General features: G+C 35.4%; 16 protein-coding genes. 8 read left to right on the top strand and 8 right to left on the bottom strand.

Translation table 11 applies throughout. The annotated features are described in order from the left end of the window. Positions 1 to 3,036, top strand: a complete 3,036-nt coding sequence (locus J2772_RS20490) for an AAA family ATPase (protein WP_209919993.1) — start codon at positions 1 to 3, stop codon at positions 3,034 to 3,036. Positions 3,037 to 3,113: 77 nt separating this feature from the next. Here J2772_RS20490 and J2772_RS20485 read toward each other — a convergent pair whose 3' ends face one another. Then, positions 3,114 to 4,139: an LLM class flavin-dependent oxidoreductase gene (locus J2772_RS20485; protein WP_209919992.1), complete on the bottom strand. Its 1,026-nt coding sequence runs from the start codon at positions 4,137 to 4,139 to the stop codon at positions 3,114 to 3,116. A gap of 161 nt (positions 4,140 to 4,300) precedes the next feature. Here J2772_RS20485 and J2772_RS20480 point away from each other — a divergent pair, with 161 nt between their 5' ends. Then, positions 4,301 to 5,107, top strand: coding sequence for a hypothetical protein (locus J2772_RS20480; RefSeq protein WP_209919991.1), 807 nt, complete (start codon positions 4,301 to 4,303; stop codon positions 5,105 to 5,107). Between the two features lie 362 nt (positions 5,108 to 5,469). Here the strand turns inward: J2772_RS20480 and J2772_RS20475 are convergent, their stop codons facing one another. Further along, on the bottom strand, positions 5,470 to 7,608 hold the full coding sequence (locus tag J2772_RS20475; protein WP_209919989.1) for a S9 family peptidase: 2,139 nt from the start codon (positions 7,606 to 7,608) through the stop codon (positions 5,470 to 5,472). 373 nt (positions 7,609 to 7,981) lie between these two features. Here J2772_RS20475 and J2772_RS20470 point away from each other — a divergent pair, with 373 nt between their 5' ends. From J2772_RS20470 to J2772_RS20460, 3 genes are all read left to right on the top strand, one after another. Next, positions 7,982 to 8,494 carry a YceI family protein gene (locus J2772_RS20470; protein WP_209919987.1) on the top strand — a complete coding sequence of 171 codons (513 nt, stop codon included), beginning with the start codon at positions 7,982 to 7,984 and terminating at the stop codon, positions 8,492 to 8,494. A 79-nt stretch (positions 8,495 to 8,573) separates the two neighbouring features. Then, positions 8,574 to 9,401 carry a 4,5-DOPA dioxygenase extradiol gene (ygiD, locus tag J2772_RS20465; protein ID WP_209919985.1) on the top strand — a complete coding sequence of 276 codons (828 nt, stop codon included), beginning with the start codon at positions 8,574 to 8,576 and terminating at the stop codon, positions 9,399 to 9,401. A gap of 55 nt (positions 9,402 to 9,456) precedes the next feature. Further along, positions 9,457 to 10,626: a carboxypeptidase-like regulatory domain-containing protein gene (locus J2772_RS20460; protein ID WP_209919983.1), complete on the top strand. Its 1,170-nt coding sequence runs from the start codon at positions 9,457 to 9,459 to the stop codon at positions 10,624 to 10,626. 138 nt (positions 10,627 to 10,764) lie between these two features. On the opposite strand, the gene J2772_RS20455 is transcribed toward J2772_RS20460, so the two are convergent. The 3 genes from J2772_RS20455 to hutH form a co-directional block, all read right to left on the bottom strand. Beyond that, positions 10,765 to 12,246 carry a S8 family peptidase gene (locus J2772_RS20455; protein WP_209919982.1) on the bottom strand — a complete coding sequence of 494 codons (1,482 nt, stop codon included), beginning with the start codon at positions 12,244 to 12,246 and terminating at the stop codon, positions 10,765 to 10,767. A 214-nt stretch (positions 12,247 to 12,460) separates the two neighbouring features. After that, complete coding sequence (locus J2772_RS20450; RefSeq protein ID WP_209919979.1) at positions 12,461 to 12,910, bottom strand: GNAT family N-acetyltransferase; 450 nt, start codon at positions 12,908 to 12,910, stop codon at positions 12,461 to 12,463. A gap of 150 nt (positions 12,911 to 13,060) precedes the next feature. Beyond that, positions 13,061 to 14,548 carry a histidine ammonia-lyase gene (hutH, locus tag J2772_RS20445; protein ID WP_209919978.1) on the bottom strand — a complete coding sequence of 496 codons (1,488 nt, stop codon included), beginning with the start codon at positions 14,546 to 14,548 and terminating at the stop codon, positions 13,061 to 13,063. A 130-nt stretch (positions 14,549 to 14,678) separates the two neighbouring features. Here hutH and J2772_RS20440 point away from each other — a divergent pair, with 130 nt between their 5' ends. Then, positions 14,679 to 15,440 carry a hypothetical protein gene (locus tag J2772_RS20440; RefSeq protein ID WP_209919976.1) on the top strand — a complete coding sequence of 254 codons (762 nt, stop codon included), beginning with the start codon at positions 14,679 to 14,681 and terminating at the stop codon, positions 15,438 to 15,440. A gap of 85 nt (positions 15,441 to 15,525) precedes the next feature. Then, on the top strand, positions 15,526 to 17,322 hold the full coding sequence (gene uvrC / locus J2772_RS20435) for an excinuclease ABC subunit UvrC (RefSeq protein WP_209919974.1): 1,797 nt from the start codon (positions 15,526 to 15,528) through the stop codon (positions 17,320 to 17,322). 439 nt (positions 17,323 to 17,761) lie between these two features. Here the strand turns inward: uvrC and J2772_RS20430 are convergent, their stop codons facing one another. From J2772_RS20430 to J2772_RS20420, 3 genes are read right to left on the bottom strand one after another with little or no spacing between them, the layout of a single operon-like run. Continuing rightward, on the bottom strand, positions 17,762 to 18,526 hold the full coding sequence (locus J2772_RS20430; protein ID WP_245365285.1) for a hypothetical protein: 765 nt from the start codon (positions 18,524 to 18,526) through the stop codon (positions 17,762 to 17,764). Positions 18,527 to 18,536: 10 nt separating this feature from the next. Beyond that, the gene (locus tag J2772_RS20425) at positions 18,537 to 19,619 is read right to left on the bottom strand and encodes a PorV/PorQ family protein (RefSeq protein WP_089739509.1); all 1,083 of its coding nucleotides are present in this window, start codon (positions 19,617 to 19,619) and stop codon (positions 18,537 to 18,539) included. A gap of 12 nt (positions 19,620 to 19,631) precedes the next feature. Further along, a complete protein-coding gene (locus tag J2772_RS20420; RefSeq protein WP_209919970.1) occupies positions 19,632 to 20,510 on the bottom strand; it encodes a DMT family transporter in 879 nt (292 codons plus the stop codon). A gap of 451 nt (positions 20,511 to 20,961) precedes the next feature. Between J2772_RS20420 and J2772_RS20415 the strand changes: the two genes are divergently transcribed. Further along, positions 20,962 to 22,590, top strand: coding sequence for an acyl-CoA carboxylase subunit beta (locus J2772_RS20415; RefSeq protein ID WP_209919968.1), 1,629 nt, complete (start codon positions 20,962 to 20,964; stop codon positions 22,588 to 22,590). The last annotated feature ends 626 nt before the right edge of the window (positions 22,591 to 23,216 follow it).

Genomic DNA, 23,216 nt, shown 5'->3' with positions numbered 1-23,216 from the left:
ATGATTCCTGTTCAATTAACGATTGAAGGTTTGTATTCTTATCAGGAACGTCAGACCATTGATTTCAAAAATCTTACGGAAGCTGGATTATTCGGTATTTTTGGAGCTGTAGGTTCCGGAAAATCTTCGGTCCTCGAGGCTATTTCGTTTGCTTTATATGGTGAAACGGAACGTCTGAATATGCGTGACAAAAGAGCGTATAATATGATGAATTTAAAATCAAAATCGTCCTATATTGAGTTTGATTTTATTAATTATGAAAATAAGCTTTTCCGCGCCACCAGAGATTTCAGACGAAATTCTAAAAAGTTTGAGGATGTAAAACCTTATTCTGTAACGTTCTATGAGAACATTAAAGGGAAATGGGTTCCTTTGGATCATTCCAATGCGGAAGAGATCATTGGTTTAAGCTATTCCAATTTTAAACGTACCATCATTATTCCTCAAGGACAGTTTAAAGAATTTCTTGAATTGGGTGCTGCAGACAGAACAAATATGATGAAGGAGATTTTCAGTCTTCAGCGTTATGATCTGCAGAATAACGTTTCTGCTTTGAATACCAGAAACCGATCAGAACTGGATCAGCTTGAAGGCCAGCTCAAGGGTTTTGAAGAGATTAGTGAAGAAAAAATTCAGCTTCAGAAAGATCTTTTGGGAGAGGAACAGAAAAAACTGATCCAGGCCAATGAAAATTTTGAAAAGGTTTCCCAGACTTATCAACAACTGAAAAATTTAAAAACCGATTTTGAAAGCTTACAACAAAACCGGGTGAACTTCAACAAACTTTCTGAGCAGAAACCTCAGATGGATGTGCTTGAGGCTCAAACAGAGCTTTATGATCGTACATTCAGAGCTTTCAATCCATTAATTACTGAAAAAAACAGGCTTTCCAAAACTGTTGCTGAAAAAAGGAATGAGAAAGAAAGTCAGATCAAAGCTGTACAGGAAACAGAAATTGCTTTTAATCTTGTAAAGGAACAGCTCACTGTTTTGGAACCGAAGTTCAAGGCTTTGGAACAGTCCAGAATACAGGAAAATGATTTGAGACTTATTGTACAGATCCTGAAATTTTATGATGAGATCAAAACACTTAATGAAAGAACTCAAAAAGGCTCAGAAAAGGTAGCAGAAGTAGAAGCTCAAAGGGATGTTATTCAGAAAAAGATTACTGAACTCTCTAAAAACATTGATATTTTAAAGGAGCAGAAGCTTGATACCTCTTTACTTTCCAATGTAAGTAACTGGTTTATTCAACAGAAAAACTTCAAAAAATCACAACAAGAGCAAATTGAAAAAACTCAAAAGCATCAGAAGCAAATTGAACTGATTGCTGAGGAATTAAAACCTTTTGCTCTTCAGGAAAACTTTAAAGCTGATTTCAATACTAAAAAAGAAGCTCTGGAAGCTCAGAAAAAGGAACTTTCTCAAAAGCTTGATCATCTGAAAATTCAAAAGGAACTTTCCCGTTTTGCGAATGAACTTCATGATGGAGAAGCTTGCCCGCTTTGTGGTTCTCAGGAACATCCTCATATTGTGGAATTTCATGATGTGAATACCGAATTACAGGATATTCAGGGAAAAATTAAGACGCTTGAACAGGAAACCCATCAACTTCAGCAACAGGAAACTGCCGTTGAAAAAATTCTGGACAGAAAGAAAATCTTTGAGGAGCAGCTGATCTCTGAACAGAAAGTTCTTCAGCAGATCCAAAAGGATATGGAAGGCCATTTTCAACAGTTTACTTGGAAGCAATTCAGTCCTGATCAGGAGGATGATTTTGAGAAAAAAAGATCTGATTCTTTCGCTGTGGAAAAGAAGATTGAAGAAACGGACAAAATGATCAACCTGGAGCGAGAAACCCTTGAAAAAGAAAGTAAAGTTCTGGAAAAATATAAAAATGCTCTGGAAACGTTCAAACTGGAAGAGGCTACAAAGCAGAAAGAAATCAATATCAGCCGTTACAACATTAAAATTCTGGAGTGGGAGCATTATGCACAACAAACGGTAGCAGAAGTTGAAGAAGTTCATCAGAAATTAGTACAATCCAATACGGAAACAGAACAAAGCTATCAAAAAGCGACTCAACAAGAAAAGGATCTCGCTCCTAAACTTGCGGAGCAGAAAGCGATTGTCAACCAGTCTGAAAAACAGATTGCAGAACTTGGAAAAGAAATTTCAGAGAACCAGCAAACTATTGATAAGGCTTTAAATGAATATCATTTCACAGCATTTCATGAGGTGGAAAATATTTTGCAACTGGAAATCAATATTCAGGAGACAAGAGCCAAAATCCAGCAATTCAAAATTGATTTTGAAACCCTGAAGAAAGTGATTGAAGGACTGGAGCTGAAACTGAAAAACCTTTCCTTTGATGATGAACAGTTTTCATTGACTGAAAAACAGTTTGCAGAAGCCCAAGCTGAATTGAAGCAGATCAACGACTCTGTTGTGACCCTGATTGCTGAAAAAGAAAGGTTAGAAAAGGAATACAAGAAAAAAGAAGAGCTTCTAAAGGAATTAACAAAGCTTCAAAAACGTTCTGAAAACCTGAAACTGATGATGAATCTGTTTAAAGGTGCCGGCTTTGTACAATATGTTTCTTCTATCTATCTGAGACAGCTATGTGATCATGCCAATACCCGCTTCCATAGAATGACAAGAAATCAATTAAGCCTACAGCTTAATGAAAATAATGATTTTGAAATCATCGATTACCTCAACGAAGGCAGAAGCAGAAGTGTGAAAACGCTTTCGGGTGGACAGGCATTTCAGGTATCTTTAAGTCTTGCTTTAGCCTTGGCAGAAAGTGTTCAGTCTAATGCTCAGGCCGATAAAAACTTCTTCTTTATTGATGAAGGTTTCGGAACTCAGGATACGGAATCTGTAAATATTGTATTTGAAACGCTTACTAACCTGATGAAGGAGAATAGAATTGTGGGAATTATTTCTCACGTAGAAGAACTTAAGGAAAAGATTCCTACAGCACTCAATATTATTAAGGATGAGGAAAGAGGAAGTCTGATTGAAATTATCTAATTTTTAAACCACAAAAACCACAAAAGCTTTATTTTAATAAAACTTTTGCGACTTTTGTGGTTAAATAAAACCTGTCATTACAGGTTTTGTACCAATGGTTTTACTTCTTTCCCGAAGAGTTCAATAGACTTCATCATGATGTCGTGAGCCGGATCACCAATATCCATGTGCCCAATGAATCTTGTGATTCCAAAGAGCTCTTTCATATAAGCAATTTTATCCGCTACTTCAGCCGGACTTCCGATGAATAATGCTCCATCCTTACTTCTTCCGCCATCATACTGCAATTTCGTGTAAGGAGCCCAACCTCTGGAGGAACCTATCCTATCCATCTGAGATTTATAGTTATGGAAATATCCGTCTACCACATTCTGATCGTCACTTACAAAAGTATGTGAATGAATAGCAATCTGCATTTTAGACATATCATGCCCTGCTTTTTGATATTCCTGTTTATAGAATTCGATCAGGTTTTTAAACTGAATCGGCATTCCTCCAATGATGGCTACTACTAAAGGCATTCCTAATTGAGCTGCACTTAAAACAGACTGTGGAGTTCCTCCTACCGCTCTCCAGATGGAAAGTTTACCATCATTTTTTGCTCTTGGATACACCGTCTGGTCTTTCATAGGAGCACGAAGCTTTCCGGACCAGGTCACATTTTCTTCAGAATTGATCTTTAACAACAAATCCAGCTTTTCATCAAACAGTTCTTCATAATCATTCAAAGAATAACCATATAGCGGGAATGATTCAATAAAACTTCCACGTCCTACGAATATTTCTGCTCTCCCATTGGAGATCAGATCCAATGTTGAAAAATCCTCATATACTTTTACCGGTTCAGATGAGCTTAAAACCGTAACTCCACTCGCCAGTTTTATATTTTTTGTGATGCTTGCCGCTGCTGCCAATACCATTTCCGGTGAAGAAACAGCATAATCCGGACGGTGATGTTCTCCCATTGCAAAAACATCTATTCCTACCTCATCCATGAACTTCACCTGCTCCAGAATTTCATGAATCTTAACTCCTGCATCTCTATATTTTCCGGTTGACTGGTCAAAAGCCAAATCACCGAACATTCCTATTCCTAATTCCATATTGTTGATTTTGATTTTATATAAGCAAATTTACAGCTATGAAAGCGCAAATGCATTGATGTTTGATAAGATCGGAATTCGATTCAAACTGATTAAATAAAGAGATATCTTTTGTTAAGTATGTAAACTTATCTATATTTGGATCTAATAACTTTATGAAAATGAGACATTCACTGGTATTCTTCCTTTTTCTAATGACTAACTTTTATTTTTCACAAAATAAAACGGAAATATATGTGATCGGAAATATACATGACAGTGTACCGAATTACCACCCTGCCATATTATTTGCAATGCTTGAAAAGATAAAACCGGATATCACCCTCCATGAAGTTGACAGTAAGGGAATGCAAGAATATGAAACTAATAATACCTCTAAAGAAAATGAGATCACTGCAACTAATTTGTACCTTAAAAAATATCCTGGAACATTAAGATTTCCTTTTGATTTTGAAGGCAGAAATCAGTACCGGAAAGATAGAGGAATGGTTCCTGCAGACAACCTGTCTGTAAAGTTGATTGACAGCTTATACAAATCTAAACAACTGTCATCTGCCGAAACAAAATTATATGAAGATTTTCTCAATACTACCAAGGAGCTTATGAAGATCGCAGAATTATCTCCTGAAAATTTCAATAATAAAACAACGGATAAAATTTCTGAAAGAAGACAAAATGCACAATATTTAGGGTTAATAAAGATCACAGACCAAAGGCCTGAATTTGCTAACAGATATGTGACAAAGCCCAATGGTGAAAAAATAAGTTATAGGGATGGGTTTAAATTAATGTCCGGGTTTTGGGATCTCAGAAATCAAACTATGGCAAAAAACATTTATCATATAGCTGAAAAGTATCCTCATAAAAAAATTGTTGTTTTAACAGGGTTCCTGCATCGTTATTATCTTTTAAAAGAACTTAATAAACTGAACAAAAGAAACTATGTCATTAAAGAGTTCTACGAATAATATAGTCCCTATTTAACAGAAATAGGTGTTTCGGGTAAGCGCAGAAGTAAAAGATCATGTTGTTTTTAAGACGCAAGAACATTTCGACTTCGTTCAATATAAGATTTTCAGCAAGAAAGATCTACACAAGTTATTTTGTACTACAATATTCTATGTGCCTATGTGGTTTAAAAAAATATTTAACCACATAGACACATAGCTTTTTTATGCATTAATAAAAATCATTCGTGCATTAGTGGCAATTATAAAGCTGTATACAATTTTATCGCAGATAAAATTCTGGGGCCTTAAAACAGCATCATTATTCTTTGCGTCCTTACGATTTCCAACAAAAAACCCAACCAAATGGCTGGATTTTGTTATTATTTCTTCAGATACTGATCAAAATAATCTGTTATTTTCTGCATCAGGTGAACTCTGTCTTTTCCGATCACATTGTGTGGATGTCCCGGATAAGCAAAGTAATCTAATTGAACACCATTATCCACTGCTGATTTGATGAATTTAATGGAATGCTGCCATACCACTACATCATCTTGTGCTCCGTGAATCATCAATAGTTTTCCTTTCAGGTTCTGAACTTTATCCAAAAGATTAGCCGAAGCATATCCTTGTGGGTTTTCCTGTGGTGTATCCATATATCTTTCTCCATACATGATTTCGTACATATTCCACTCAATTACCGGTCCACCAGCTACTCCTACTTTAAATACATCCGGTTTACGGAGCATGAAACTTGTGGTCATGAATCCACCGAAGCTCCATCCGTGGATACCCATTTTATCACCATCTACATAAGGAAGTGATTTCAGGTAATCTACCCCTTTCATCTGGTCATTCATCTCTGTTGTTCCTAAGTTTCTGAAAACAGCCTGTTCGAATTTCATTCCACGGTTGGCAGAACCTCTTCCGTCCATTGTGAAGATAATATATCCGTTTTGAGCCATATATTCATACCAAAGATTTCCGGAAGCAGGGAAGCTATTTGTAATCAGCTGTAAGTGCGGTCCGTTGTATAGATAAACAATGGTAGGGTATTTTTTGTTCGGATCAAAATTTGTTGGCAAGATGATCTTTCCATATAAAGGGGTTCCGTCATCAGCCTTTAATTCTACATTTTTAATTTCCGGTCTCTGATAATTCTTTAATGGATTTTCAGACGTAAGAATATTGGTTGTTTTTAAATTCGAAGTATTAATAATATTTCCTACTCTGGGTGTATTTCCATTACTGTAAGCATCATAGATATAGTTTCCATCATTACTTAGGACTCCAAAATGCATTCCTTCAGCAGCGTCCAATCTTTCCATCTTGAAGTTTGCCCAGTTGATCTTATATAAATGTCTTTCCAGAGGAGTTTCTTTGGTAGAAGTAAAGAAAATCTCTTTTTTCTTTTCATTAAATCCCAAAACCTCAGTTACCAGCCAATCTCCTTTTGTGATCTGAGCTACCAATCCTTTTTCAAGATTGTAATGAAACAGATGATTATATCCTGTTCTCTGGCTCTGCCAGATGAAATCCGTATTTGAATTCGGGAAGAAAGTAAGTGGATGCTGTGGCTCTACATATTTGCTATCTGTTTCTTCAAATAAAGTCTTTACTAAAGTTCCTGTAGCAGCATCATATTGGTTCATCTTCATGTGATTCTGCCCTCTGTTTAGTACCGCTACAAAAATATATTTTGAATCAGGACTCCAGGTAACCGCTGTCAGGTATTGGTCTTTTTCACCCTCAATCTTCAGGAACGTTGTATTCTGAGTTTTGATATTGAAAACCCCTAATGTTACCTGATGAGAGGTTTGCCCAGCCATTGGGTATTTGATGTTATGGTTTACAGCAGGAGTTACAGACCAGTCAATGATTGGGTAGTCTGCCACCATGGTCTGATCCATTTTATAGAATGCTATACTTTCAGAGTTCGGTGCCGGGAAAATTCCGGTATCAATCCCGAATTCATTTCTGTGAACAGTTTGACCGCTGATGATATTCTCATTAGCTTCATTGGTTACCGCTATGGTTTTCCCATTTTTATTAACAAATAAATTATTCTTTGCGGTAAAGGCAAAAGTCTGCCCGTCACCAAACATTTTTACATTAGCTGCGTCCTGATCTACCGTAGCTGAATTCTTTATTTTCCAATCGCTTCCTGACTTTTCAATCCAGAACATCTTACCATTGGTATTGAAATATCCGTTAGATACTCCTGTAAACTTAATAGGTGGAACAGATTTTAGCTTATTATCCGCAAACTGTCTGTTCAGCTGTGTCAAGGATATCAGAGTATCCTGTTTGTTTGTTTTTAAATCTGTAGCCAGATATCCGCCTTTTACGGACTGAATATAGGATTTCCCGTCTGCAGACCATGAAAACTGTGAAATATTTTTCACGGCAAGGTTCGTTCTCATCCCATTTACAGCCTCCGCCATTGTAAACTTCTGAGTCTGGGCAAATGCTGAGCTACCCAAAACAAGCATCAATAAAGAAAATTTATGTAATTTCATTGTATAAAATTGAATCCGTCAAAAATAAGAAATAAAAACCATCCGTTAAGAAACGTTAAAATAAAACATTCATAAAATGGAATTCATCCATCAATAGAAATTATTTCTTAACTTAATAGTTGGATTTTGTGGTGTTAGTTGGGGAAACACGAAGACGCAAAGTTTGTTTAAAAAGGTATATTTTTAAGCTGAAAGGATTTTATCTGAGATACATTGATTGAGAATATTAAAATGGAAAGCTGAAAGGTTAAATAAAAGAAAAGTTCATCATTCAAATGAGGCTATTTCATTTCTTATCCTATATCAATGACTCGTATATGCTTTCTGTTCTAAATTTGCATCATTAATAATAACAAAAACATACAAAATTACAATGGCAACAAAATGGATTTTAGACCCAACGCATAGTGAAATTACTTTCAAAGTAAAACACATGATGATTTCTAATGTAAAAGGAAGCTTCAGAACTTTCACAGCTGAAATTGAATCTGAAGACGAATTCTTTGCAAACGCTAAAACTACAGCTACTATCCAAACGGATTCTGTATTCACTAATAATACTGACAGAGATAATCACTTAAAGTCTGCTGAGTTCTTCAATGCAGAAGCTCATCCAACCATCACTTTTGATTCTCAGAACCTGAACAATGAAGTAGTTGGAAACCTTACTATCAACGGGATTACAAAACCTGTAACATTAGATGTAGACTTCGGTGGAATTAATGTAGACCCATGGGGAAACACAAAAGCAGGTTTCTCTTTTGAAGGAAAAATCAGCAGAAAAGATTTCGGACTGAACTGGAATGCAGCTCTTGAAGCAGGAGGTGTAATGGTAAGTGATGATGTAAAAATCGTTGGTGAATTACAGTTTGTAAAACAAGCGTAATTGATAACATACATTATAAAGGGTTCAGGGATTTTTACTAAAAAAACCTTGGACCTTTTTTTATTAATATTCAATCCTTATGAACCTCAACGATCTTCAAAATATAAGTGAAAGTTTCAACAACACACAGAGAATGCCGGTTTTATTCCTTGGACATGGCTCTCCTATGAATGCTATTGAAGAAAACCAATTTGTACAGGGATTCCGCAAAACAGCCACTGAGATTCCAAAACCGAATGCCATCCTATGTATTTCGGCACATTGGTATACGTCGGGAACCTTTGTTACTGCTATGGAAATGCCCAAAACCATCCATGATTTTTATGGATTCCCGAAGGAATTATTTGAAGTACAATATCCCGCTCCCGGAAGTCCGGAACTGGCCAGGGAAACAGCTGAACTTTTGCTTCCTGTAGAAGTAGAGGAAGATCACAATTGGGGACTGGATCATGGGGCATGGTCTGTTATCAGACACTTATACCCTAATGCCGACATTCCGGTGATCCAACTCAGTATTGATTATACAAAACCTCCACAATACCATTATGACCTTGCCAAAAGGCTGAATAAGCTTCGTGAGAAAGGAATTCTGATTATAGGAAGTGGAAATATTGTTCATAACCTGCGTATGATCGATTGGAAGAACATCAATACCGTTGGTGCTGGTTGGGACTGGGCGATAGAAGCCCGTGAAAAAACCAACAATTGGCTTCTGGATGGCAATTTTCAGCAGATTATTGATTATCATAAACAGGGAACTTCTTTACAGTACGCTGTTCCTACGCCAGACCATTATTTGCCTTTGATTTACACCTTAGGATTGAAGGATCAGACTGAAGAATTAGTATTATTCAATGATGAACTTATTGGAGGGTCACTGAGTATGACAAGTGTAAGGATCGGATAAACAATTCTTAATCAGCTCTTTTTTTATCACTAAAACTTTAGTAATATTGTTGACCATGAAAACGATATTACTATTTTTTTTATTCACTTATTCCGTTTCTTTTGCTCAAGTTATCAAAGGTACTGTGGTAGATGATACTGAGCATAGGCTGGACAATGTAAGCATCTATCTTGACGGAACAAAAACGGGAACACTCTCAAAAGAGGACGGAACTTTTATCCTTCCCCTTTCTACACAAACCAACGGCAATATTGTTTTCCAGAAGGAAAATTATGAAATATTCAGCACAGAAATTTCGGAGGTTGTCAATAAAAACCTAAAAGTTGTTTTAACTAAAACGAATGTTATTGAAGAGATAGTATTAATTCCCTACACTTCCGAAGCCTATACCAATTATATCAATGTCTTTCTCCGTAATTTTATTGGAGATGACCTCGAGAATGTAAAAATAAAAAATCAAAAGACACTAAAATTCTCTTATAACAAAAAGAAGAAGCTGCTTAAGGTAAAAGCACCTAAAACTTTAATCATTGAAAATAAAAATCTAGGATATGAAATTGAGTATAATCTGATTGATTATTCAACAGACTTTAATACGAATATCACCAATTATATCGGAACAAGTTTCTTTAAGGAAACAAAAAATACAGATAAGGTTAGAATTAACAGAATGAATGCCTATGAGGGAAGTTCACTTCATTTTTTCAGAAACATTTACAATAATACAATCTCTGAAAACGGATTTATTGTAAATCAGGTTGTAAAAATTCCCAACTCAAATTACCCTACTGAAGAGGAACTGAATACTTTAAAGGATTTCATGCTAATGACAAGATCTTCACAGGTAATTAATATTCCTGAAAACATCAAAGCTATTTCTCAAAAAAAGAGCAGTCAAAAACCTTATACGCTTGCGATCACCAAAACACTGATCCCCGATTATGATTATGTGAAAAGAACAAACGGGCAGGTTTTCTTTGGTTTTAAAGATATTCTTCAGGTTAATTATGTCAAGGTACCTTATGAAAATATTAAGAACAATCAGTTTATCAGGGGTAAATCCAGTAGAAACTTATCTACTTTTCTATATTCGGAGGAAGGAGAATCTTTTGAAGTTTCAAAAGACGGAAATATTACCACACCCGATCGGCTTACTACCCAGGGAGAATTTTCGAAAAATAAAATTGAAAAAATGCTTCCTTTGGATTATCAGCCGGGAGATTAAAGATTAGTATAAAAAAGAAGCCGGAAGTCATTAAAAAGAAAAATAAATTGTTATCTACGATTTGATTGAGATGAGTCAATCAGTACATCAGACTCCAATATTTCCTTTCTTTCAGCCTCCAGCTTCCTCTCTAAAAAATTATTGTACAGCCTTTAAAACATTGATGTTTCCATAGCCATAGCTTGAATTAACAGTGGGATAATACGTTGCCGACTGTCTCATTTTATTCAGTACCTGATCTCTGGTCCATGATGGATTTTTAGCCCAAACCAGCGCTGCAATTCCCGCAGTGGCCGCCGTTGCCACAGAAGATCCACCCACATAATCAGCCTCCCCGTTGTAATAACTTAAAACCGGAACTGTATTTCCTGACGATCTTTCCATCTGGAAGGTAAAATCAATCTGGCTTCCAGAGTGACAAACATCACATTTTTGGTTTGAAGTACCTTCTTTTACCCCTGTTATCGCTTGCGTTTCAGACATTGAAGCTGGGAAAATAACGCCTACAAAAGTTGTAAAGCTGGTAGATGTTCCTCCTGCACAGAAAATCAGTTTTCCTCTGGCATAAGCATATTTCACTCCATCCTCAATTTTTCCTACTGAAAAAATATGCCCCATAGACATAGAGATGATTTTTACATTGGTATTGTTTCCTAATTCTGTAAATGCCGTTTTCACTCCGTTTTGCTCACTGGAAGTTTCCAATACAACATTTTCAGCAGCACGATAAGCAATAAGATTTGCATTATAAGCTACTCCTACCGGAAGTCCTGCATTATTTCTAGGAGCAGTCATTACGGAAGCCATTTTAGTTCCATGCCCACACTGATCCGCTGAACCATCGGAATTATACACCCCAAATTTACTGATCGTTCTTCCTGAAGAGGCTCCATTATTAAAGCTAGATCCTAATAAAGACTGATCCGGAGAAACTCCAGTATCAATAAGACCGATAGTTACTCCAGCTCCGGTACTGTAACTCCAGGCATCAGGAATATTATGCTTGGCAAATGCCCATGGAATTTTTGCACTTGGTGTGGTGGAAGTATAATCTACTGCACTTAAAGTGGCTGTAGAAAACCCACAGCCTGAAGAACCGCTACCTGAAGATTTTGAGGTGGTATTGTATTTAGCTTCGTTTTCGAAATAATGATAGTCTGCAGGTTCTACATATCGGATGGTTTTCATCTGGCGAAGAGCTGTTATTGTTTCCTCTTTTTCGATGGTAACATCCATCTGGTTAAGATATTGGTCGGAATTCAAAAGAAATCTTGCAGATCCTTTTCCTTCAGATTTTGCAATGACATTTAAAATCTCTTCTTCCATATTCTTGTTATCCGGAGATTTACTTCTGTCAAAATCATCTTTGGACGAACCAAATCCAATAGACACCATTCTGTTACCGCGGAAAATAGCACTCCAAAGAAAATGATCGGATTCATTCTTCCAATTGAAAGTTCCATCCTTTTTTATGGCCTCATTAATCCTTTCATTGATCTGTTTTTCTGTTAACGGATTTTTTTGAGACATTTCAGTGTTTGAACTCTCATTGCGAAGTTCTTCCTGTGTACAGGAGTTTAAGGCAAAAAATAATGCCAGGAAAAATACACTTTTTTTCATATGTTATAATTTTGATTGGAGTCACAATATAACACTTTCATGAGAATTAAAAGTTTTAAAAAAGTGAATTTAGCATTATATGAATATTAATTGGCTGCTAAATCTAAATATTTAAAAGAGTGCATTTTAATAAATATGGGTAAGAATCTTAGTGGAGGCCGGAACATCCCCGTCAAAACTTCGACTTACCACTCCTCTAATTTCATTTTTTTTCCTATTTCAATTCTTTTTCAAAACAAACACTGCCATCCACATCAATGTACTGCCCATAATTAGGAATCCTTTGAAATCCACTTTTTTCATAAACAGAAATGGCATTGGTAAGTTCCTTAGAAGTCTCAAGAACTGCTTTTTGATAGCCTAATTCCTTAGCCCAATTTTCCAATTCTTTTACAATGGAAGAACCTAAGCCTCTTTTTCTAAACTCAGGATTGGTGAACATTCTTTTGATTTCAACAGTATCTTCTGAAAGTTCCTTGAAAGCACCACACGCTGCCGGAACTTCATCAATGTAAACAACAATACAGTTTTTAATCTTATCTATTTTATTAAATTGGGCAAAAAATGCATCATCATCTCCGTTATGTTCGGCAAGGTTGGCATCAAGAGATTTCACAAGAATTTTAAAATCTGAAGAATTGGAATCGGTTCTTTGTATTATCATTATTTTTTCATTAAAATTTAAAATCTACATCTTGTATTTTACATAGATAATATTGATTATACTATCTTATTATTCAATCTGCGAAATCAGTAATATCTACAAGAGTAAAATAAAAAAGCTCCCTTTCGGAAGCTATTCATTTTTATTAGATCAGTTTACAATAAACTTTCTTTCTCTGATGAGCTCCGCAATTGCAAGCATATCCTGACCAATCAATCTGTCATCTTCAAGCTTAGCAACTTTAGAACGAAGAACCGTGAAGTTTTCTTCAATGATCTTAGAACATTTCGAAGGTCTTCTGAATTCCAATCCCTGAGCTGCAAACATTAATTCAACAGATAAAATATTAACCAGATTTCCAAGAACCTGATTGAATTTTCTTCCTGAGATACTTCCCATGGAAACGTGATCTTCCTGTCCTAAACTTGTAGGAATAGAATCTGCAGATGCCGGGAAACACAATGTCTTATTCTCTGTTACCAATGCTGCAGATGTATACTGAGGGATCATAAATCCTGAATTCAATCCTGAGCTTTCTGTTAATAATCTCGGAAGTCCGTATTTTCCTTCCAATAGTAAATAACTTCTTCTGTCTGAAATATTTCCTAGTTCAGCAGCTGCAAGGGTTGCATAATCTAATGGTAAAGCCATCAGCTGCCCGTGGAAGTTTCCTCCAGAGATAGATTCTTCTGCACTTAATACAATTGGGTTATCTGTTACAGAATTCAATTCTGTTTCTGCCATATGTTTAAGATGTTCAAACGCATTTCTGCTGGCTCCGTGAACCTGTGGCACACATCTCATTGAGTAGGGATCCTGAACTCTTTCACAATCTTCATGAGCTTTCATATTTTCTGATCCTTTCAGGAACTTAAGCATTCTTGCTGCTACTTTTTTACTTCCTTCAAATGGTCTGATATCATGAAGTTCTTTTTTGAACGGACTTGCAGAACCTCTGTACGCTTCAATACTCATTGCAGCAGTTATATCAGCAAGATCCAACAGATATTCAAATTTCTCTAAGCCTTTGATTGCATGTGCCAAGATAAACTGTGTCCCATTAATCAACCCTAATCCTTCTTTTGGACCAAGAACTAATGGTTCAAGATTATGTTTTTCCAATACTTCCATGGTATCCGAAACGTTATCTCCTTCCCAAACCTGTCCAAGACCTAATAAAGGTAATACCAGATGTGCTAAAGGAGCTAAATCTCCGGATGCACCCACTGATCCTTGCTCAGGAACTACAGGAATAATATCTTTTTCAAGCATCAGGATCATTCTCTCAATCACATCAAGAGAAACTCCTGAAAATCCTTTTGATAAAGCGTGAACTTTAGCAATCATCATGATTTTAGAAAGTTCTTTTTCAATTGGCTTTCCTACCCCTACTGCATGGGAAATAATCAGGTTATACTGTAACTGAGCGGTTTCATCTGCTGATATTTTAGTATCGCACAGTGGCCCGAACCCTGTATTGATCCCATATACACATCTGTCGGATTCTACAATTTGCTGTACGTTTTTCTGAGATTTTAAAATTTGGTCTTTGGCTGCTTTGTTCAGCTTGGCTTTATTAGGTTTTTTACATATTTCCAGAACATCATGGAAAGTAAAAACATCTACTCCGTATATCATTTCTAAAAAATTTTCTTAAAATTACGCATTTAACAATAATTAGAGAAACTTAATTTCACTGTTCTATCTTTTTATCTGAGGAAGTAAATTAATTTGTTATTTTTACCGCAGAAATTAAAAACTATACTACATGAGACTGAAAACTTTACTGCTTGCATTATGCGTTGCAGGGACCACTTCCTTCGCCCAGAAAATAAAATATTCTAAAGAAGACATCAAAAAAATGGAGGCTTACCTTTTCAATGAGGGTTTTAATACGCCTTCTCCTAAAAAAACTTCCACCATTATTCTCAAAGACGGTACTTCCTACAAAGGATTCTGTAATAAAATTGAAACTAAAAAAGGACAGATCTATGAAGTAGCCATTAAAGACAGTATTACTAAGAAGTCAGCCAATTTCAATGCAGATCAGATCAGTGAGATGTATGTATATCCAAGTAATGCGGAAAAATTCATGAAAGTTTCAAGATACATGGGAAATATCCGAAATTACAGTACCAAGAAGCTCACGAAAAGAACCAACAATGACAGGATCTATTTTGTAAACCAAACTGTTTCTCTAAAAAATAAAAAGGACGACAAAGAGTTCTTGATGCAAGTGATTAATCCCGGTTTTGATGATATCATTTCCGTGTATCATGATCCAAGAGCCAAAGAAACAGGTGGATTTGCAGTAATGGGTGGTCCACAGTTGGGTGGTGGTGTTATCAAATCCTATTATGTAAAGAAAGGTGATAAAGTAATGTGGCTTCACAAAGATGATTTTGAAGATAATTATGATTTTCTTTTTGGTGATAATCAGGAATTCATGAAACTTTATCCTAAGAATTCTGTTGAATGGGATTACTTCAGTTTTCTTGTCAACACTTATACCGAAATGAGTAACGGATAAGCGTATTCAATATAAAATTTTAAAACCTGTAGAGCATTCTGCAGGTTTTCTTCTTTTAAAGAGAAAGAATCCTTAATTTTGTTATATGAATCCTTCTTTAGAACTACAGCTCAAAACTTTACCTTCCGAACCTGGTGTTTATCGTTATTATGATAAAAACGAGCAACTCTTGTATGTGGGAAAAGCTAAAAATTTAAAGAAAAGGGTTCTCTCCTATTTCAATAAAAATCTTTCCGGATACAGAATCAAGATTATGGTCGGTAAAATCCAGCGTCTGGAAACGACCATCGTAAACAGCGAATATGATGCTCTTTTGCTGGAAAACAATCTTATTAAAGAACATCAGCCGTTTTATAATGTCATGCTGAAAGATGACAAAACCTATCCATGGATCTGTATTAAAAATGAAGATTTTCCAAGAATTTTCCTGACCAGAAATGTTATTAAAGATGGTTCGGAATACTATGGTCCTTATGCTAAGGTACGTCCTGCAAAGATCTTGCTTGATACGATCAAACATATTTATAAGCTCAGAACCTGTAATCTGAATCTTTCGCCTTCTAAAATTGCAGACGGAAAGTATAAGGTATGTCTGGAATATCATATTAAAAACTGTGAGGGACCTTGTGAAGACCTTGAAAGCAAAGAAGATTATGATGATAAGATAGATGCCATCCGTGGAATCATTAAAGGAGATTTCCGAAAAGCAAAGGAATATCTGGTGAATCAGATGATGAAGCTTGCCTCCAATCTTCAGTTTGAAGAAGCACAGATCATTAAGGAAAGACTGGATATTCTGGAAGATTATCAGGCTAAAAACACCGTAGTAAATCCAAATATTGATGATGTGGATGTTTTCGGCATGACTAGTGATGAAACGGCAGCTTATGTCAATTTCTTTAAAATAAGAAACGGAAATATTATCCAGAGTTTCACTACAGAAATCAAAAAAATTCTTGAAGAAAGTGATGAAGATATTCTGGAAGAGGCTTTAATTGAGATCAGACAGAAATTTAGCTCTGATTCGAAAGAGGTGTTACTTCCTTTCCATTTGTCTGTGGAAATTCCAAATGTAAAGCTTATTGTTCCTAAAGTTGGGGATAAGAAAAGAATCGTGGAACTTTCGGAAAAAAATGCAAAAGAATATCGTCTGGAAAAATTAAAGCAGGTTCAGATTATTGACCCGGAAAGACATACCAACAGGATCATGGCTGAAATGCAGAAGCTTCTCAGAATGCCTGTAGAGCCACGACATATTGAAGGATTTGATAACTCAAACATCCAGGGAACCAATCCGGTTTCTGCCTGTGTAGTTTTTAAAGATGGAAAACCCAGCAAGGCTGACTATAGAATTTTTCATCCTAAAACAGTGGAAGGTCCCAACGACTTTGCAACAATGGAGGAAGTGATTTATCGCCGGTATAAAAGAATGGTTGATGAAGGCGAAAGTCTTCCACAGCTGATTCTTATTGATGGTGGAAAGGGACAGTTGTCTTCTGCTGTCAAAAGTCTGAGATTATTGGGATTGTATGGGAAAATTACCATTGTAGGGATTGCTAAAAGACTGGAGGAAATTTTCTTCCCGGAAGATTCTATTCCTTTATATCTTGATAAAAAATCTGAAACTTTAAAAATTCTGCAAAGAGTACGGGACGAAGCTCACCGATTTGGGGTAAAACATCACAGAACAAGAAGAAAAAATTCCACTATAAAATCTGAATTGGAAGAAATTCCTGGTGTAGGAGAAAAAACCATTGAATTACTGCTGTCTAAACTTAAGTCTGTAAAAAGAATTAAAGAAGCCAATCGGGAAACCCTGGAAGAGATCTTAGGGAAAAGTAAAGCGAAAGTGATTTGGGAGTTTTTCAATAACAATGGGTAGTCTCACTTAGCATATCAATTTATTTTTCACAAATAAATGAACTTTTTTTTATAAAATTCCAATTTAAAATCCATTTTCTCAATAAGAGACAAATACTACAAGAACACACACTAAACACCTATTAAACTCAATAAAAATTAAATATATTTAAAATATTACACAAATAATATTATTATATATGTTTTTTTCATAAATTAGCACTATTAATCAAAAACAATAACACCATGAAAAAACACTCATTCTGCAAATGATAATGCATTATCATTTACTCCTATTAGGATTCTACCTTATTTTTACCTTTTCCTTCCTTATAATTTTTTACAAATAATAGCTTGGTAGAGTCTTAGTTACCCTAAAAAAGAAAAAACACATCAGCATACTTCCAAAAAAATAAGCTCTTTTAAAGAGCTTATTTTAGTTTTATATGAAGTAAACTACATTATTTTCCAGTGAAGATCTCTTTGGTGTATCTTCCATCAGCCTGTGGAATATCAATGATAATATTTCCATTTTCAAAATAGCCAATGGTAACATTATTATCAGCAAGCTTCACAATAAATATATCATTTTTTGAAGTTGTTTTAAAGATCGCAAACGGTACAGAACTCCCTGATTTTGCCAGAATAAACTGATTAGCATCAATCTGAATCTTCTGTACAACCACTTTCCCATTGGAATAAGTCCCTGTAGAGGATCCTGTAGCAGGAGCAATCACAGCTGTTTCCGGAGCAGAACTCTGAACAGTATTGGCAGAAGTAGTTGAAGCTTGAGTCTTTGCAGGTTGTAGGGCAACAGGATTAGATACACCTACATTTACCAAGGCCATATTCAGAGCTTCTGCAAGGCCTTCTTCAAATTCCTTTATATCTGATTGGCCTTTAGATTCAAGAATAACCTTATTGCTACAATCCTTTATCACTAACATTAGTTTATTTGTAAACATACTTTTTACATTCAGAACTTCAGCATTCAATATATTACAAGGATTTTCCTTAGCCTCTCCAGACCACTGTTCCTTATTTACAGGTAAAACCACATACTTCTTACCTTTTAATGCTTTTGCTAAGGCTTCTTCCAGTCCATAACTATTTCCTTTGAAGCTCTGAAACTTCTCCGGAATTGACACATACTTATAATCTGAAACTTTTTGCCCAAAAATAGCTGTTGAGCAAATTGCCAACATTAATATTGATAATTTTTTCATATCCTTCATTTTAATCATTTCTGAATGCTCCCATATCCAGTTTAAGCGAGAAGAAATTAGAATAGAAATTAGAACCTCCAATACCTGAATTCGTAATAGCATAATCCAGCGTAAGTCCTCTATATCTGATCCCAATCCCTGCACTTGGCTGGAAAGAAACTTTTCTTTTTAAATCTTCTATATCTGTAATAGACTGGAATCTGTTGATCCCTAATCTCACAAAAATCATTTTCTGATAGCCTAACTCAGCACCTGCATAAGGGCTGATACTTGCAAAATCAGTAGAAATCAAAGATGCTGTCTTTGCAAAATCCACATTGATTCCTGCTTCTGGCAATACATAAACACTGCTGTTAATTTCAAATAACTTACTTGCCCCTACATTCAGCTTAGGCATTGTAAGCTCCATTTTATCTTTTGGTGCCGGGTTGAATTCTTCACCGTTTACCACTGTTGACAACTCTTTCTGGTTAATACTCCAAAAGTTAACAGTAGTGGTAATATCTCTAACCATTCCCCCGAATTTCCATCCGTTTTCACCTTTATAAATGGCCCCCACATCAAAACCAAATCCATAACCATTGGCAAATTTACCTACATTTCTATAGACAATTTTAGCATTTACCCCAACATCAAGATTCGGGTTTCCTCCCGGACGGAATGCATATGAAAGGATAGCGGCATAATCAGACTGAGAGAATTTTGTGATTTTATCGTAATCAATATTCCCTTCAGCATCAATCATCTGGGTGGTGTTCAAAATATTATCTACCCCAAGTCTTACTACTGAAACTCCAAAAACCCCTTCTTCCATTACTCTTGCATAGGCTAGATAATCATATTTTGCTATGGATTCAAAATATTCGGCGTGCATTGCTGCTCCCTGCCAGTCTTTTTCAATAGCCATTAAACCTGCCGGATTCCACATAGGAGAATACACATCATCCTGATTAGATATTACAGCACCTCCCATTGCTAATCCTCGGGCTCCTGCTCCTATATTTAAGAATTCGTTGGAATACTTCCTGATAATCTGAGATTGAGACAGCCCATAGAGCAGTGAAAATGCAAGTAAAAAATATTTTTTCATCATACAAAATTGATGCTAGTTAAAGTTTTTAGTTTTCCTGGCCTTAATTAATCCATTCGCAATGATTGCCAGTATCATAACTCCGGAGGCAATATAAAATATAGGACTCATGTGTTCTGATTCCCCAAAGATAAAAAAAGCTAGTATAATTCCGTAAACAGGTTCCAAATTAACTGTTAAAATTAGAGTAAAAGGCGATATATACTTCATTAAATTCACTGATTCCAACATCGGAAAGGCAGTAAAAACACTGGCTAACAAGCATATTAACGCTATATCACGGTAGTTTATTTCATTCATTTGAAAAATTTGACCTGAAAACAAATAAAATAACATTAAAATAAACCAACCACAGAATATTTCATAAAATATAATGTTCCCGGAACTCGTTTTACCAAACATCTTACCATTAAAAACAGAAAATATTGTCCCAAAAATAGCACAAAGAACACCATACATGATGCCTTCCTTATATTGAAATTCTGTTTTGAAGATCAATAAAATACAGGCTACGATCACTACTCCCATTACTACTTCTGAAATATCGATTTTTCTTTTAAAGATAAGCGGCTCCAAAATTGAGGCAAAGAGTGTGGATAACGATAAACAGCTTAACGCAATGGATACATTGGAAACTTTAATCGAATAAAAAAAACAATACCAATGAAGTGCCATAGCCAAACCTATTGCTGCCAGCTGAAAAAATATTTTTTTAGAAACCTTTATACTTTCTTTTTTAAATATCCTTATGAATACAAAAAGAAAAATTGCAGCAAAGAGCATTCTGTAAAATACAAGGATCTGGGCATTGGCATGAATCAGTTTTCCTAAAATTGCAGTGAATCCCCATAAAAATATTATTAAATGCAATCTGAAAAGTGCTAATTTATGCATAACCTATCCTCTTTAAAATTTTAACAGGCAAATTTACAAATACCCATCCCAAATATTGATAAAAAGATAAAATTAATCTGAAAAAATAATGGTTCAGTAAATATGAAAGAATTCTTTAACTTCAAAAAATAGACAATAATGAATATCATCTCAAATATTCATCATTCATCACTCATTGATTATACAGAAAAAACCCTGAAAATTGTTTAAACTTTCAGGGCCTTCAAATAATAAACTATTAAAAAAATAAACTAGGAATAGAGTATTTATCAGAGGATTTCACCCTCTGTTACTCTTATGTAAAGTTAGAAAAAATATAAATTATTTAAAAATATTTTTTAGTTAAAAATTTCACAATTTACTAATAACCAAACTATTAAACATCTGTTTTACTTCTACTTCATATTCCTCATAAAAATAGTATCTTTAAGCGTAAAAAATTGAAAATTCTATGGACATCGAATTCAACAAACGAGAAGATCAGAACAGATTAAAATTATCAGAGATAAATCGCTTGCTTACCGACATCAAAAAAGGAGGCGGTGAAAAGAGGCTTCAAAAGCTTCGTGAGGAAGGAAAAATGACAGCAAGAGAAAGGATAGATTATCTTCTTGATAAAGATTCTGATTCCATAGAAATAGGTGCATTTGCAGGCTATGAAATGTATGAGGAACATGGAGGCTGTCCTAGTGGAGGTGTAGTAGTAATGATGGGGTATGTTTCTGGAAGACAATGTATCGTTGTTGCCAATGACGCCTCTGTAAAAGCAGGAGCCTGGTTTCCAATCACAGGAAAGAAAAATCTGAGAGCACAGGAAATCTCCATGGAAAACAAACTTCCAATCATCTATTTGGTGGACTCTGCAGGAGTTTATCTTCCAATGCAGGATGAAATTTTCCCGGATAAAGAACATTTTGGAAGAATTTTCAGAAATAATGCTAAAATGAGCTCTATGGGGATCATCCAAATTTCTGCTGTTATGGGAAGTTGTGTAGCTGGAGGAGCTTATCTACCTATCATGAGTGATGAAGCTATGATTGTAGATAAAACAGGTTCTATTTTCCTTGCAGGAAGCTATCTTGTAAAGGCTGCCATTGGTGAAAGCATCGATAACGAAACATTGGGAGGAGCTACTACTCATTGTTCAATTTCAGGGGTTACTGATTATAAAGCTAAGGATGACAAAGATGCCCTAGACAGAATCAAAAACATAATGAAATCTATCGGAAGTACTGAAAAAGCAGGTTTCGATAGAATAGAAAGTTTTCCACCCAAAGAAAGCCCTGATAATATCTTCGGAATTATGCCTGTTTCCAGAGCAGAGCAGTATGATACTTACGAAATCATCAAATGTATTGTAGATAACTCCGAATATGAAGAGTATAAGCCAGACTACGGCAAAAGTATCATTTGTGCTACGGCAAGAGTAGATGGCTGGTCTGTAGGAATTGTAGCCAATCAGAGAAAATTAGTTAAAAGTGGTAAAGGAGAAATGCAGTTTGGAGGAGTAATCTATTCTGATTCTGCGGATAAAGCAACTCGATTCATAGCCAACTGTAATCAAAGAAAGATCCCTTTAATCTTCTTACAGGATGTTACCGGCTTTATGGTAGGTTCAAAATCAGAACACGGTGGAATTATTAAAGATGGAGCTAAAATGGTAAATGCTGTTTCCAATTCTGTAGTTCCTAAGTTTACGATCATTACAGGTAATTCTTACGGTGCTGGAAATTATGCTATGTGTGGAAAAGCTTATGATCCTAGACTGATTGTAGCATGGCCTTGGGCAGATCTTGCCGTAATGGGTGGAGCACAAGCTGCTAAAGTATTAGCACAAATTCAGGAATCTACACTGAAAAAACAAGGTAAAGAAATTTCTGAAGAAGAGCACAACCAGATATTGGATACTATTTCAAAGAAATATCAAAAACAAACCGAAACTACCTACGCTGCTGCAAGATTATGGACTGATGCCATCATCAATCCAACAGATACTAGAAAATGGATTTCTATGGGAATAGAAGCTGCTAACCACTCTCCTATTACAGAGAAATTCAATTTAGGAGTAATTCAGGTCTGATTAATAAACGTATAAATTAAGACGGCTATCTCAGTTATTGAGATAGCCGTCTTAATTTATACTATTCCGAAAAAGTTATTAAAACTTTAGGTTTCATCTCTCCCACTAAATTATACTATTTATTGTAAGTTCAACCAAACTGATTGTTGCATTAAAATCCTAGGATAAAATGTACTTTACTTACAATAATACAGCATTTAGGTGTAAAATATTTATATATAAGTTTATGACCAAACATAAACACTCCTTTTTGTCATCCCGTAGGGACCCAGACAATGGGATTCGTAATTTTATTCTGCTGCTCATGGATCGCTTACCGTATAGCCTTATAACGGCTAAAGATCCATACAGACATCGATGATTATCTGCTTTCAGTCGGTAAATATTATTTCGACGTAGTCAATAACACAAACGGTAAGACTATCAGAAGTAATGATACTAAGAATTTATCCGTGAAAAAGGAAAAGATTAAAGGAGAGTATAGAATGGAAAAATTAAACAGCTAAAGAATAAAGTAAAGAGTATCACATGGAAAGGATTGTAATGAATATTACTTTGAGAACCATTTCCGATTACTCATTACTGATTGCTCATTACTCATTGTTTGGGTATTCTTGAGTTGTGGA

The sequence above is a fragment of the Chryseobacterium jejuense genome (assembly GCF_017877355.1).
Classification (GTDB): Bacteria; Bacteroidota; Bacteroidia; order Flavobacteriales; family Weeksellaceae; genus Chryseobacterium; species Chryseobacterium jejuense_A.
This window is presented reverse-complemented; position numbering and strand designations above follow the sequence as displayed.